The following is a 14505-nucleotide window of genomic DNA, read 5'->3' as shown; positions in this document are numbered from 1 at the left end:
GCGCATGCCCGCCGTTTCATCCCGGGGCCGAGGACGCCGCACGATCAACGAGATCAACATGGTCCCGTTCATCGACGTGATGCTGGTGCTGCTGATCATCTTCATGGTCACCGCGCCGCTCATCACGCCGAGCGTGATCAACCTGCCCTCCGTCGACCGCGCCAACAAGCAACCCGACAAGCCGATCGAGATCGTCATCAAGAGCGACGACGAAGTGCAGATCAAGAAAGACCCGTCCACCGGCACGGGTGGCACCTCGATCCCCATGACCCAGATCGGCGCGGCCGCCAAGACCGCCCAGGGCGGTGACGCCCAGCGCCCGGTGGTCATCAGCGCCGACAAGACGGTGAAGTACGAAACCGTCGTGAAGGCGATGAACCAGCTCAAGCGCAGCGGCATCGAGCGCGTGGGCCTGTCGGTTACGACCACGGGCGGCAAATAAGGCATGTCGCTCGCACTGGATCGCCCCGAGTTCGCGCCGCCCCCGCAGCGCGGCACGCCGCGCGCCGTGGTGCTCGCCCTCATCGCGCATGCGCTGCTGATCGCGGCGCTGACGTGGGGCGTGCGCTGGCGCAGCGATGCCGACGAAGGCGCCGTCGATGCCGAGCTGTGGTCCTCCACCGTGCAACAGGCTGCGCCGCGCCTGTCCGCACCGGAGGCGCCGACGCCTGCCCCCGCACCGCCTCCGCCGGCCCCGACGCCACCACCGCCTCCCGCGGCCAAGGCCCCCGAGCCCGCACCTGCACCCAAGGCCCCTGACATTGCCCTGGAGCGCGAGAAGAAGCTCAAGGAGCAGAAGGAACAGAAAGAGCGCGAGCTGGAGCAGCAGCAACAGCAAAAGAAGAAGGAGCTCGAAGCCAAGCAGCGCGCCGAAGACGACGCCCAGCGCAAGAAGGAGCAGCAGCAGAAGCTCGCTGACCAGAAGAAGCAGCAGGAAGCTGACGCCAAGCAGGCCGAAGCCAAGAAGGCCGAGGCGGCCGCCAAGCAGGCCGCCGCCGACCGCGCCGCCACGCTCAAGCGCATGCAGGGTCTTGCGGGCGCCAGCGGTGCTGACGACTCGAAGGGCACGGCCCTGCGGTCCTCGGGTCCGTCGAGCGGCTATGCCGGACGCATCGCCGCCGCGGTGCGCCCGAACATCACCTTCCCCGATGCAGACACGGTGAACGGGAACCCGGCCGCCGAGTTCGAGGTGAACCTCGCGCCTGACGGCACCATCGTCGGCGTGAAGCTCACGCGCTCCAGCGGACTTCCCGCCTGGGACGAAGCGGCCGAGCGCGGCCTGCACAAGACCGACAAGCTGCCGCGCGACACCGACGGGCGCATCTTTCCGTCGCTCATCGTCTCGCTCAGGCCCAAGCGCTGATTCATGCCAGTTCCGGGTGGCCTTTCGCAAGCCCACCCGGAACTCCGCTGTTGCCGCGCTGTCTACCCGCGCACAACAACAGCCGGGCCTCGCGCCCGCACAAGAAGATGAATCCCAACGGCCGAATCCGCTACGGCAGCAGTCCGCTCCTGGCGAGCCCGACACCCGTCTGGCGCAGCAAGTTCATCGTGGCCAGCATCGCCTTCGGCTTCGTGCTGCTGGCCGGCCGGGCCGCCTACGTGCAGGTCTTCAACCACGACTTCTTCCAGCATCAGGGCGAGGTGCGCTATCAGCGCACGCTGGAGCTGCCCGCGAACCGCGGGCGCATCCTCGACCGCAACGGCCTCATCCTCGCGTCCGACATCCCGGCGCCCAGCATCTGGGCCATTCCCGAGGACATCGAGCGCGACGATCCCGCCGTGCAGGCCAAGTTGAAGCAGGCGGCAAAACTGCTCGGCATGCCGCAGAAGGAGTTCGACAAGAAGCTGGAGGACGAGGACAAGAGCTTCGTCTGGATCAAGCGCCAGGTCGACACCGCCGTCGGCAAGCAGATTGCCGAACTCGGCATCAAGGGCATCTACCTGCGCCGCGACTACCGGCGCCAATACCCCGAAGGCGAGGCGGCCGCGCACCTGGCGGGCTTCACCAACGTCGAGGACACCGGGCAGGAAGGCGTCGAGCTCGCCTTCAACGGCGAGCTGGCCGGCAAGGCGGGCTCCCGCCACGTCATCAAGGATCGCCTCGGCCACATCGTCGAGGACACCGAAGACCAGGTGCCGCCCACCGATGGCCACGACATCCAGCTGAGCATCGACGACCGGGTGCAGTTCACCGCCTACGAGAAGATCCGCGATGCGGTGGTCGCCAACAAGGCCCGGGCCGGCAGCGTGGTGGTGGTCGATGCCGAGACGGGTGAGCTGCTCGCCATGGCCAACTACCCGAGCTACGACCCGAACGACCGCCGCAACCTCACCGGCGAACAGCTGCGCAACCGCGCGATGACCGACGTGTTCGAGCCGGGCTCGACGATGAAGCCGATCACCATCGCCACCGCGCTGCAGCTGGGCCGCGTGACGCCGCAGACCATCATCGACACCAACCCGGGCCGCATCACCGTGGCCGGCGCCACCATCCACGACGACGAGAACTTCGGCGTGCTCACGGTGCAGGGCGTGATCCAGAAATCGAGCAACGTGGGCGCCACCAAGATTTCGCAGCGCATGACGGCGCAGGAAATGTGGAACTCGTTCACCGCCGTGGGCCTCGGCCAGAAGCCGCAGACGCCCTTCCCCGGCGCGGTGACCGGGCGCCTTCGGCCCTGGAAGTCGTGGCGGCCGATCGAGCAGGCCACCATGTCGTACGGCTACGGCCTCTCGGCGTCGCTGTTCCAGATCGCGCATGCGTACACGGCCTTTGCGCACAACGGAGAAGTCATTCCGGTGGGCCTTCTGAAAAGCACCGACACCGATCCGCCCGGCGTGCAGGTGTTCTCGCCGCAGGTCGCCAGCGAGGTGCGCAAGATGATGCACCTGGCGGCCGCGCCCGGCGGCACCGCGCCGCTCGCGCAGACCGAGGGCTATTCCGTCGGCGGCAAGACCGGCACCGCGCACAAGCAGGTCGGCAAGGGCTATGCGAGCAACAAGTACCGCGCCTGGTACACCGGCATGTCGCCGATCGACAAGCCGCGCATCATCGTTGCGGTGATGATCGACGAGCCCGGCGCCGGCAAGTACTTCGGCGGCCTCGTGGCGGCACCGGTGTTCAGCCAGGTGGTGCAGCAGACGCTGCGCATCCTGAACGTGCTGCCCGACCTGCCGGTGGCCTCCATGGCGCACTGATGGCGCATTGATTCACCGCCCTCGTTTAGGATCGTCTGCAACTCATTGCATGGCGCTCCTGACATGGTCGACACCCCTCCTGCCGTTCGCCTCGAAGACCTGACCCCGCTCCCCTACCAGCAGGCCCTGGCCGCCCATCTGCAGGCGAACGAGCCCGAAGTCTGGCGCTGGGCCGCCTCCGCCGAGGCGCGCGAGGAGCATGCCGCGGCAGTCCGCGCGGACCTGCTGCGCAATTCGTACCGGCTCGATGCCGACGCCCACTCCGAGCTGCATGCGCACTGCAACGCGGCGGCGCAGCGCCTGGGCATCACGGCGCGCATCGCGCTCTACCAGGCGGGCGACGGCACGATGAATGCCACGCTCTTCTTCCTGCCGGGCGAGGCGCACATCGTGCTCTCGGGTCCGCTCCTGGAGCGGCTGCAGGGCCCCGAACTGCAGGCCGTGCTCGGCCATGAGCTGGCGCACTACCTGCTGTGGGAGCGCGACGGCGGCAAGTACCACGTGGTCGATCGCATCCTGCAGGCCGCGGCGGCCGATTCCCGCGCCGACGCCAGCCACCTGCATGCGGCGCGCCGCTACGGGCTCTACACCGAGGCCTTTGCCGACCGCGGCGCCTGCATCGCGTGCGAAGCGCTGGAACCTGCTGTGACTGCGCTGGTCAAGGTTCAGACGGGCCTCAACCAAGTGAACGCCGCGAGCTACCTGCGGCAGGCCGACGAGATCTGCGCCGCGCCTGAACTCCAGACACGCGGCACCAGCCACCCTGAAGTCTTCGTGCGGGCGCGGGCGCTGCGCCTGTGGACCGAGCGCCAACCCGAAGCCGACGAGTGGCTCGCCGGCGCGCTCGAAGGCCCGCTGGACCTCGCCACGCTCGACCTGCTCGGGCAGCAGCGCGCCGATGCACTCACGCGGGAGACCATCGCGCAGTTGCTGCAGCGGCCGTTCCTGCAATCCGAATCGCTGCTGGCCCATGCGCGCCGCTTCTTTCCGAACTTCGCGCCACCCGCCAATCCGATGCCGCCACCCGGCCCCGTGCCCGCCGGCGTGCACGACTACCTGGCCAGCGTGCTGGTCGACTTCGTCGCAGCCGACCCCGAGCTGGACGACATCACGCTCGCCGCCGCGCTCGGCCTCGCCGAAGCGATGGGCTGCACCGCGCAGCTCGAAGAGCGCGTGGTGAAGGACATGCGCTTCCCCAAGCGCAGCCTCACCCGCGTCAAGCGCGATGCCGCCACGCTGCTCGAAAAGGCCGCCGCCCAACACCTGCAAGGCGCCTCCGCATGACCGCCACCGTCGCCCCTTTGCTGCAACTGCTGGACACCGCCGGCGCCCACGGCGGCCTGCAGACCGACGACGTGCTCAGCCTCGTACTGCCGCTGCTGCGCGAGGTGTCCGCATTGCACGAGCAAGGCAAGGTCGCCGCGCTCGGCAGCGCCTTCGCCTACCGCGTCGACGACACGCCCGCCCTCGTGCTCGTGCAGCCCGAAGGCGCCGAGCCGCGCCAGAACCGCGACGCGATCGCGCCGCTCGAAGCACCTGCCGCCTCCGTGCTGCGCGTGGTCGGCGAGCACCGCGTGACGCTCGATGTCGACGAGGGCGTCTCGGTCGAGAACCTCGCGCTCATGGCCGACGCCGCGCCCGATGCACTGCCGACCCGCCCCGTCTACCTGCCCGGCTACACCGCCTGGGAGCTGCGCTTCGCGCACCACGACGCGCTGACCGACATCCTCTGCCTCGGCCAAGTCCTCGCCAGTCTCTCGTGCGGCCTGGACTTCACCGACAGCGAGGAACTGGCCCGCTTCGTCGCAAGCCGCGGCAACCTGTTCGCGCTCAACCGCCGCCTGCACCCGGTGGTGGCCGCGGTGATCGGCGAGATGACCGCGCTCGACCGCCACGAACGCGCGCGCGACCTGCCCTCGGTGATCCGCCGGCTCGAGACCTACCGCGACCAGCCGCTGGACCTCGGCCTCGACCGCATCGCGCCCGCGAAGGACGGCGCGGGCCAGCGCCGCCAGGCGATCCGCGTGCACCTGCGCGACCGCCTCTTTGACCTCTCGCGGCGCAACCGCCTGCTGCACTTCAAGCCGAGCCAGACGCATGTGAACCTCACGGTGGCGAGCGTGCCGCTGGTGGTGGACATCAAGAACATCCGCGTTGACCAGCTCTGCCTATGGGACGGCCGCTTCGCGAACGACATCGCCACCTGCGACCCCGTGCCGCTCGCGCGCTGGCTGCGTTTCGAAGACCAGCCCTACCTGCCGGGCGCGCTCGACCGCATCCTGCAGGAGGCGCGGCGCGACCGCTCCGAATACGGCTTCTCGCAGCTGTCGCTGGTGATCGCGTTCCTGCGCTGGCACAACCTGAAAGAGGGAGAGGCCGAGCGGGCCGAGCGCATCGCCTCGCCGCTCTTGTTGCTGTCGGTCGAGCTCACGCGCAAGAAGGGCGTGAAGGACCAGTACCTGCTCGAAGCAGCCTCCAGCGAGGCGCAGGTCAACCCGACGCTCAGGCACCACCTGCGCCAGCTCTACGGCATCGTGCTGCCCGAGAGCATCGACCTGCGCGAGACCACCATCGAGCAGTTTCACGCCCAGCTCTCCGCGCAGATCGCCGCGACCGAACCCGGCGTGCAGTTGCGGCTGGTCAAGCAGCCCGAGATCGAACTGATCCACCAGCGTGCCCGCCAGCGGCTCGAACAGTTCAAGCGGCGCACCCGCGTGCGCAACCCCGGCGCGCAACCCGTGGCGGCGCATGACTTCAGCTATGCGAAGGACGACTTCCGGCCGCTCGGCCTGCAGCTCTATCACGCGAAGGTGCGGCCGGTTCCTCTGACGCTGCGCGATGCGGTCGGTGCGCGGCCCTTGCCGCGCGCGCCGCAGATGGCATCGACCGCCGCGCAGACCGAGCAGCAGACCTATTCGCTGCATGAAAGCAGCGGCAACCCCTACCAGTGGGACGTCGACCTCACCTCGGTCACGCTCGGCAACTTCAACCACCGCAAGATGTCGCTGGTGCGCGACTACTCGGCGCTGAGCGAATCGGAAATCGCGAGCGACGCCTTCGACCGCGTGTTCTCGCTGCAGCCGCGCCAGGTCGATGCCGAGACGCCGGCCGCGCTGCCGCTGGCCGACCAGTGGCCCGTGGTGCAGGCCGATGCCACGCAGACCGCCGCCGTCGCGCTCGCGCGCACCGGTACCAGCTACATCATCCAGGGGCCGCCGGGCACGGGGAAATCGCAGACCATCACCAACCTCATCGCGGACTATGTGGGGCGCGGGCAGCGCGTGCTGTTCGTCTGCGAGAAGCGCGCTGCCATCGACGTGGTGTTCCACCGCTTGCGGCAGCAGGGGTTGGACGAGCTGTGCTGCATGATCCACGACTCGCAGGGCGACAAGAAGGCCTTCGTGCAGAACCTCAAGAAGACCTACGAGCACTGGCTCGCGGCGCCCGAGGAACTGGATGCCGAGACCCGCGAGCGCACGCAGCTCGTCGACACCATGGACGCCGACCTGAAGGCACTCGAACGTTTCGACGCCGCGATGCGCGAAGTGCCCGAGCACCTGGCCGTGGCGGTGCGCACGCTGATGGCGCGGCTGATCGCGCTCAAGCCCCACGATCCCGCTTTGACACCGTTGCAGGCCGAGGCCCTGCCCGCTTTCGCTGCCTGGCGCAAACACGAGGACCTGGTCGCGCGCCTTCACCTCGCAGTCACCGAAAGCCTGGGCGTGCCGTATCTGTCGGCGCATGCGTTCGCGCAACTCGCGCCCGTGTTGCTGCGGCAGGAGCGGCCGCTTGCACGATTGGTCGAGCTCAGCGACCGCGCGGCGGAACGGACCGGCCCGCACCGCGATGCATTGACCGACGCCTGGCCGCCGCTGGGCGATGCGCCCACGCTCTGGGGCGATGCGCTTGCCGTGGTGGTCGATGCACGCCGCGTGGCCGCACTCGCCGCGCGCGGGCATCTCTCGCTGCTCGACACCGCGCACCCGACGAGCCTCGCGTTCGGCGAGGCGATGGCGCAGCGCCGCGCGTTGCAGCAAGTCCTTAACGAAGCCGTGGCACGCACCAGCCATTGGAAGGACAAGTTCTCACCAGGCGACACCGAAGCCGGCCTCGCCCAGGCCAAGGCGCAGCAGGGTTCGCTGCTGCGCTGGCTCCAGCCCTCGTGGTGGCGGCTGTCGGGCGAACTCAAGCGCCGCTACGACTTCGCCAGGCACGCCGTCCGCCCGCAACCCAGCCAGGTGCTGGAGGAACTGCTGGCCGAGCACACGGCCCGCGCGGCTGTCGGCAAGCAGGCGTCGCAGATCGAGGCGACCTACGGCTGCACCGCCCCCGACGACTTCGCGCAGCAGCTCGATGCCCTGCGCCGTGGCGATGCCAACGGCAGCGGCGTGCGTGCAGCCTTCCACACGCATCTGCGCACCGAGCCCGGCGCGAGCCGCAACGTCGAACGGCTGGCCGCCCTCGGCGAACGCACCGAGGCACTCGACGCCCTGTGGCACGACCTGCTCGACGACCCGGCCGCCCTGCCGCTGTCATCGCTCGAAGAACTGGCCCGCACGCTGCGCGAACAGGCCGACACCCTGCCCACCGTGCTGCCCCACCTGCAGGAACTGGCCGATGCCGACCCGGCCCTGGCCAAGGCCCTGCGCACGCTGCCGCTCGCACCCGACGCCATCGAATACGCCGTCGCGCGCGAAGGCCTGGAGCGCGTCTACCGCACCGAGCGCTGGCTGCCGCGCTTCGACAGCGCTGCGCTCGCGCGCCATGCACAGCGCCTGGCCGAGGGAGAGCGCAAGCTCCTCGACCGCAACGCCCGCACGCTCGCCGCCGCGGTGCGCCAGCGCTTTCGGGAGCACGTGCGCACCAGCGCCCTCCCCGCGAGCCAGCTCGACGCCGGCGGCAAGCTCTTCAAGAAGAGCTACAACGCGGGCCGCCGCGAGCTCGAACACGAGTTCGGCAAGACGATGCGCTACAAGGCGATCCGCGAACTCGCCTCGGGCGAGACCGGCCAGGTGGTGCGCGACATGAAGCCGATCTGGCTCATGAGCCCGCTCTCGGTGTCCGACACGCTGCCGCTCGCGGCCGACCTGTTCGACGTGGTGATCTTCGACGAGGCCAGCCAGATTCCGGTGGAAGAAGCCGTGCCCGCGCTCTACCGCGCGCCGCAGATCATCGTGGTGGGCGACGAGATGCAGCTGCCGCCGACCAGCTTCTTCTCCTCGGGCCGCGACCCCGAGGACGACACCGTCTCGGTGGAAGACGAGGGCGACCGCATCGCCGTAGTACTCGATGCCGACAGCCTCTTGAACCAGGGCGCGCGCAACCTGCCGGCCACGCTGCTCGCGTGGCACTACCGCAGCCGCTACGAATCGCTGATCGGCTTTTCGAACGCGGCCTTCTACGCGGGCAACCTCTTCACCATTCCGGACCGGAGCCTCCCGGCGGATGCGCGCGAGGAGATCCTCGTGCAGTCGAACAACCCGACCGAGGAATCGGTGGCCGCGAATGTCGACGCCCTGCTCTCGCGCGCCATCAGCTTCCACCGCGTCACCGATGCGGTATACGAGAACCGCATCAACGACGGCGAGGCGCGCCACATCGCGCAACTGGTGCGCGAACTGCTCAAGCGCGAGACCGGCCGAAGCCTGGGCATCGTCGCCTTCTCCGAGGCGCAGCAAACCGAGATCGAAGCCGAGCTCGATGCGCTGGGCGCCATCGACAGCGACTTCGCCGCGCGCCTGGAAGCCGAGTACGTCCGCGAGGAAGACGACCAGTTCTGCGGCCTCTTCATCAAGAACCTGGAGAACGTGCAGGGCGACGAGCGCGACATCATCATCCTGAGCATCTGCTACGGCCCGAACCCCGAGGGCCGCATGCTGATGAACTTCGGCCCGATCAACCAGCGCGGCGGCGAGAAGCGGCTCAACGTGATCTTCAGCCGAGCGCGGCACCACATGGCCGTCGTCTCGACGATCCGCCACGAGGCGATCACCAACGACCACAACGAAGGCGCCGCGGCGCTCAAGCAGTTCCTGCGCTATGCGGAGTGCCTGTCGCGCGGCGATTCGGCCACTGCCCGGCGCGTGCTCGAAAGCATGAACCCGCTCACGCGCGGCAGCAGCGCGCAGCATGTTCGCGCCGACGAGGTGACGGCGCAACTCGCGGCGGCGCTGCGTGCGCGCGGCCATGCGGTCGATGAGCAGGTGGGGCAATCGCGCTTTCGCTGCGACCTCGCGCTGCGTGCACCGGAGGCCGGGCACTATGCGCTGGGCATCCTCGTGGACACCGCGACGCACTACGAGAACCGCAACGTGCTCGAACGCTATGTCTCGCGCCCGCGCGTGCTCGACGCGTTCGGATGGCAGGTGGTGCAGGTGCTCGCCAAGGACTGGCTGCACGCGCCGGAGGCCGTGCTCGAGCAGATCGAGCTGGCGCTGCGCAAGAAGGAACAAGCGACCAGCCTCCCATCTTGACCCAGCAATAGCTCCCTGGCGCGCAAGCTGGGCTTCGGCTCTCGGGCACAACCAGCTGTTCGCCGGCATCTTCTGGTTTGCCATCGAATATGGCTAGATCTCCTGCCTCGCCCTTCGCTTGCAGGAAATCCCGAAGCTTGACGGTGTGCCTAGAAACTCTGCCCCTCGCGCGGGATGCCTGTGACGGTGACAGGAGAAGGCGCGCGCGTGGCCCGCTTGAAGACCGACGGCGAGATGCCGGTGTGTTCCTTGAAGAAGCGCGAGAAATTGCCCGGCGCCGAGAAGCCGAGGTCGAGCGCGACGTCGGTCAACTCGCCGCCTTCGCTGACGCGGCGCATGGCTTCCTCGACGCGCACGCCGCTCCAGAACACCTGTGGCGTCGTGTGCAACTGATCGCGGAACAGCGTAAAAAAATGCGCGCGCGACAGCCCGACCTTTGCGGCGATCTCGTCGATGCTCGTTTTCTCGGAGACATGCGTGCGCATGTGAGCGATGGCGGCGCGCAGGCGATGGTCCAGCGTCACGCCGATGCCTCCGGGCACCGGAGCGGCATCCGCGCCCGTCGTGGATGCCGCGATGGCGGCCTCCAGCAAGCGTTCCACTTCCTTGTCCACCTGCTCGCGCCCTGCACCAGCGGAGATCATCAGGTCCAGCACCCGCCAGCATGAACGCCGCAACGCGTCGCTGATGGGAACTCGCGGAGACGGGAACCGGAAGCTCCGGTCCTTTGCCTGGCCGAGGTCGTCGAGCCAGTCCTTTTTGATCATGAAGACGATGAAGAGGCTCGATCCGCTGTCTTCCAGGCGCACCATGTCATGCGCCTCGAAAGCGTTCACACCCAAAGCCACGCTTTCGCCGTAAGGCACGACCTCGGAGCCCACATGGGCACAGGCACGCGCACCGCCCAGCCATAGGGCGAGCTGTGTTTCTGAATGCGCATGCGACACCAGGTTGGCGCTCGCCTCCAGGACGATCGCCGTGCCGAACGCGCCTTCATGGAGTGCATAGGCTTCCTGCATCTGTCTCTCTTCGAGGTCGTTTGCGGCGATTGTTCCCTCCCACGCATCGGGCCAACACAGCGCTCCGGGTAATTCCTTAGAAGCACACCAGACGATTCGATACGCCGCCGGATCGGTCGATAAGCGCTTCTGGTGCGCAATTTCTAAAGTTGACGCATCGCAAAAACACAGGAGCAAACCGCATGCGAATCGCCACCTTCACGAGCGAGGGAGACCGCAAGGTCGGCCTCGTTTCCGCCGATGGAAAGACCGTCACCCCACTGCAGTTCACACAGGCCCAGGCGGACTTCGGCGTGCTGACGCTGATCGAAACCCTGGCCGAGGGCGGCCCGCTTCCGGAGGCAGCCGGTCCCGCAGTCAACCTGGGCGACGTGGTGCTCGATGCGCCGTTGCCCAAGCCGCGCCGCAACCTCTGGTGCGTGGGTCGCAACTACCATGCGCACGCCAAGGAGTTGTCTGCTTCGGTGTTCAAGGACAACGCGGCCAAGACGGACGAATGGCCCATCGTCTTCACCAAAGTGCCCGAGTGCGTTGTCGGTCCGCACGATGACGTGCTCGTGCCTTCCGAGGTGTCGACGCAGATCGACTACGAGGCCGAACTGGCCGTGGTCATCGGCAAGGGCGGCAAGAACATCACGCGCACAGCTGCGATGTCGCATGTGTTCGGCTACACGGTCGTCAACGACGTGACCGCGCGCGACGTGCAGATGCGCCACGGGCAATGGGACCTGGGCAAGTCGTTCGACACCTTCTGCCCGATGGGCCCGTGGATCGTCACGGCCGACGAGTTCGACGGCACCAGGACGCGCGTGCGTTGCTGGGTCAACGGCGAACTGCGCCAGGACGGTCCTACCGAGAACATGATCTTCGACATCCCCACGCTCATCGAGACGATCTCGCGCGGCATCACGCTCTATCCCGGCGATGTCATCGCCACGGGCACGCCCGCCGGGGTGGGCATGGGCATGAACCCGCCGCGTTACCTGCGCGCCGGCGACGTGGTGCGTGTCGAGATCGACCGGCTCGGCGCCATCGAGAACAAGTTCGTCTGAAGGGGCTGCACATGACAACTCAAGTATTGAACGGCCTCGCCGTCGAGGTCGAGGTCGAGGTCGATGGCGAAGGCGAAGGCGAAGGCGAAGGCGAAGGCGAAGCACTGTTGTGCATCCACGGCCTGGGCGGATCGTCGAACAACTGGACGCCCATCCTGCCGGCGCTCGGCCGTTTTCGGCGCATCAGGCCCGACCTGCCGGGCAGCGCGAGATCACCACTGCCGGCTGACGGAAAGGCCTTGTCGATCGACAGCTACGTGGATGCCATGCAGCGGCTGCTCTCGGCGCTCGACATCGCATCCGTGCATGTGATGGCGCACTCGATGGGAACCATCGTCGCCCAGCACCTGGCGGTGCGCAGCCCCGACACTGTGAAATCGCTGGCGCTGTTCGGTCCGCTGGCCGCGCCACCTGATGCGGCGCGCCCCAACATCGCGGCGCGTGCCAACGCAGCGCGCGGCGGCGCGGCAGCCATGCAGGAGATCGCCGATGCCATCGTGAAGGGCGCGACGAGCATCCAGACGAAGGAACAGCAGCCGGCGGTGCTCGCCCTGGTGCGCGAGAGCGTGATGCGCCAGTCGCCCGAGGGCTACGCGCAGAGTTGTACGGCGCTCGCCGATGCGCAGTCGGCCGCGCTCGAGCGCCTCGATCTGCCGACGCTCCTGGTCACCGGGGACCAGGACGGCGTGGCCCCCGTGGCCAACGTCCAGGCCATGCAGGCACGCATCGCTGGCAGCCGCCTCGTTGTGCTCGAGGGATGCGGCCACTGGACAACTTTCGAGCAACCGCAGCGCTGCGCCCAGGCGCTCGAAGCCTTCTACGCGGCGCTTCGTTGAGACATCGCCCCGCTCGATTTAGACAACCCATTGCCGGCACCACGCGCCGGAGGAGACAACGATGACCCGTATTGCATTCACCAATGTCAGCATCTTCGACGGCTCGGGCGAGGAGCCCTACGCCGGTGACCTTCTGGTCGAGGGAAAACGCATCATCGAGGTGGCGCGCTTTCCTCAGCGCGTGAGCACCGACGACGCGCGCGTGATCGATGGCAAGGGCCGCTTTCTCATGCCGGGCATGACCGAGGCCCACACGCACTTCTCGTGGAATGACCAGCCGTCGCTCGCGGCCATCCAGTTCATGCCGCCCGAAGAGCACATGCTCTGGTGCGTGCGTGTTGCCAAGCGCTACCTCGACATGGGATGGACATCCGCCATCGGCGCGGCGGCGGCCAAGCCGCGGCTGGACGTGGTGCTGCGCAATGCCATCGATGCGGGCGAGTTCCCGGGCCCACGCTACCTCGCCGGCAGCCAGGAGATCACCACCATCGGCGCGCTGGGCGACAACACGCTGCCGCACATGAAGTTCGAGGAACTGAGCTTTGGCAGCGTGTGCAGCGGACCCGAAGAGATCCGCAGGTCCGCGCGCACTTTCATCAAGTACGGGGTGGACCATCTGAAGATCAACCTGTCCGGCGAGTACATCGCCGGCCTGCCCGCCGAGATGTCACCTTTCGCGGAAGACGAGGTGGCCATGCTCGCCCAGGAGGCCAAGCGCTACGGCAAGCGCATGGCTGCCCACGCGCGGTCGAGCGAGTCGGTCAAGCAGTGCGTGCGCCACGGCATCGAGATGGTCTACCACGCCAGCTTCGCAGATGCCGAGGCACTCGACATGCTTGAGGCTGCGAAGGACAAGCACTTCGTCGCGCCCGGCATCGGGTGGCTGATTCGCACGACCTACAACGCGGCCGAGTACGGCATCACCGAAGCCGTGGCGACGCAGATGGGCTACAAGCGCGAGCTGGAGGTGGCATCGGCTTCACTGCGCGAAATGCACAAGCGGGGTATTCGCATCTTGCCCGGCGGTGACTACGGCTTTGCCTGGATGCCGCACGGCACCAACGCCAACGACCTGCAATATTTCGTCGACTACATCGGCATGACGCCGAAAGAGGCGCTGATGGCGGCGACACGCCTGGGCGGCCAGATCATGCTGCGGCCCGACGAACTGGGACAGTTGAAGGCGGGGTTTCTCGCCGACATCGTCCTTGTCGACGGTGACCCGCTGCAAGACCTGTCGCTGCTGACGGACCCGGCGAAGGTGCAACTGGTAATGAAGGACGGCGTGATCCACAAGGACTGCGCAACACCGGTGCCATCGCATGCGGCGCTGCACCTCGAAGGCGGCGACACGCCGCTGCGAGAACAGGGCGTCAAGGAGGCTTTGGCGGAGATGCACTGACTGAGAGAAGGGAGGCCAGAGCAAGGCGGCGGGAGAGCCCGCCGCCAGGGTCAGCGCACCAGGCTCAGCCGCTTGACGTCGAGCTCGGCCTTGTTGCCGACGAGGTCCTTGTCGAACTCGCCCGTGATCTCGACGCGCGTCTTGTCGTCGATCTTCACACCGGCGGGGAAGTGCTTGGCATCGATCTCCACCTTCATGCGGCCGGAATCGTCGGCGAAGGTGTAGTGCTCGCCGCCATCGTGCGAGACGATGAATCCGCGCAGCGTGGCGTGCTGGTCGTCCTTGCCGGTGTCGAGCAGTTGCTTGACCGTCATCGCCGGCACGCTGCTCGGGCCGGCGTACTGGGCGAAGGCGGCGGACATCGCCAGCGACATGCCGAGCGCGAGCGCGGCGGTCTTCAGGGTCTTGGTGGTCTTGGTATGGGTCATGGCAATCGTTCCTCCTTGAACAGCCTGGTTGTGAAGAAACAGATGGACGCCGTACGCGCCCAAACGTTCCACGACCCTCGAAAACCAAGGGCCA

10 protein-coding genes are annotated in these 14505 nt (G+C 67.7%); 8 read left to right on the top strand and 2 right to left on the bottom strand.

What is annotated here, in order from left to right; translation table 11 throughout:
• The first annotated feature begins 4 nt into the window (after window positions 1-4).
• From ACSFA7_RS04155 to ACSFA7_RS04135, 5 genes are all read left to right on the top strand, one after another.
• Window positions 5-442, top strand: a complete 438-nt coding sequence (locus ACSFA7_RS04155) for an ExbD/TolR family protein (protein ID WP_435498214.1) — start codon at window positions 5-7, stop codon at window positions 440-442.
• Window positions 443-445: 3 nt separating this feature from the next.
• The gene (tolA, locus tag ACSFA7_RS04150; RefSeq protein WP_435498213.1) at window positions 446-1363 is read left to right on the top strand and encodes a cell envelope integrity protein TolA; all 918 of its coding nucleotides are present in this window, start codon (window positions 446-448) and stop codon (window positions 1361-1363) included.
• 107 nt (window positions 1364-1470) lie between these two features.
• Complete coding sequence (locus tag ACSFA7_RS04145; RefSeq protein ID WP_435498212.1) at window positions 1471-3201, top strand: peptidoglycan D,D-transpeptidase FtsI family protein; 1731 nt, start codon at window positions 1471-1473, stop codon at window positions 3199-3201.
• A gap of 63 nt (window positions 3202-3264) precedes the next feature.
• The gene (locus ACSFA7_RS04140; RefSeq protein WP_435498211.1) at window positions 3265-4485 is read left to right on the top strand and encodes a SprT-like domain-containing protein; all 1221 of its coding nucleotides are present in this window, start codon (window positions 3265-3267) and stop codon (window positions 4483-4485) included.
• A complete protein-coding gene (locus tag ACSFA7_RS04135) occupies window positions 4482-9674 on the top strand; it encodes an AAA domain-containing protein (protein ID WP_435498210.1) in 5193 nt (1730 codons plus the stop codon). Before ACSFA7_RS04140 ends, ACSFA7_RS04135 begins: the two co-directional genes overlap by 4 nt.
• 149 nt (window positions 9675-9823) lie before the next feature.
• Here ACSFA7_RS04135 and ACSFA7_RS04130 read toward each other — a convergent pair whose 3' ends face one another.
• Window positions 9824-10693, bottom strand: coding sequence for a helix-turn-helix domain-containing protein (locus ACSFA7_RS04130; RefSeq protein WP_435498209.1), 870 nt, complete (start codon window positions 10691-10693; stop codon window positions 9824-9826).
• Window positions 10694-10875: 182 nt separating this feature from the next.
• Between ACSFA7_RS04130 and ACSFA7_RS04125 the strand changes: the two genes are divergently transcribed.
• The 3 genes from ACSFA7_RS04125 to ACSFA7_RS04115 all read left to right on the top strand — a co-directional run bounded on the left by ACSFA7_RS04125 (window position 10876) and on the right by ACSFA7_RS04115 (window position 13983).
• Window positions 10876-11745, top strand: a complete 870-nt coding sequence (locus ACSFA7_RS04125; RefSeq protein ID WP_435498208.1) for a fumarylacetoacetate hydrolase family protein — start codon at window positions 10876-10878, stop codon at window positions 11743-11745.
• 11 nt (window positions 11746-11756) lie between these two features.
• Window positions 11757-12581: an alpha/beta fold hydrolase gene (locus ACSFA7_RS04120; RefSeq protein WP_435498207.1), complete on the top strand. Its 825-nt coding sequence runs from the start codon at window positions 11757-11759 to the stop codon at window positions 12579-12581.
• A gap of 61 nt (window positions 12582-12642) precedes the next feature.
• Window positions 12643-13983 carry a metal-dependent hydrolase family protein gene (locus tag ACSFA7_RS04115; protein ID WP_435498206.1) on the top strand — a complete coding sequence of 447 codons (1341 nt, stop codon included), beginning with the start codon at window positions 12643-12645 and terminating at the stop codon, window positions 13981-13983.
• 50 nt (window positions 13984-14033) lie between these two features.
• On the opposite strand, the gene ACSFA7_RS04110 is transcribed toward ACSFA7_RS04115, so the two are convergent.
• Entirely contained in the window at window positions 14034-14411 is a 378-nt protein-coding gene (locus ACSFA7_RS04110) for a YgiW/YdeI family stress tolerance OB fold protein (RefSeq protein ID WP_435498205.1), read from the bottom strand.
• Window positions 14412-14505: the final 94 nt, after the last annotated feature.

Origin of the sequence: Variovorax trehalosi (genome assembly GCF_051216415.1) — a bacterium.
Classification (GTDB): Bacteria; Pseudomonadota; Gammaproteobacteria; order Burkholderiales; family Burkholderiaceae_C; genus Variovorax.
The sequence above is the reverse complement of the archived record's forward strand: the minus strand, read 5'-3'. Positions and strand labels throughout refer to the sequence as shown.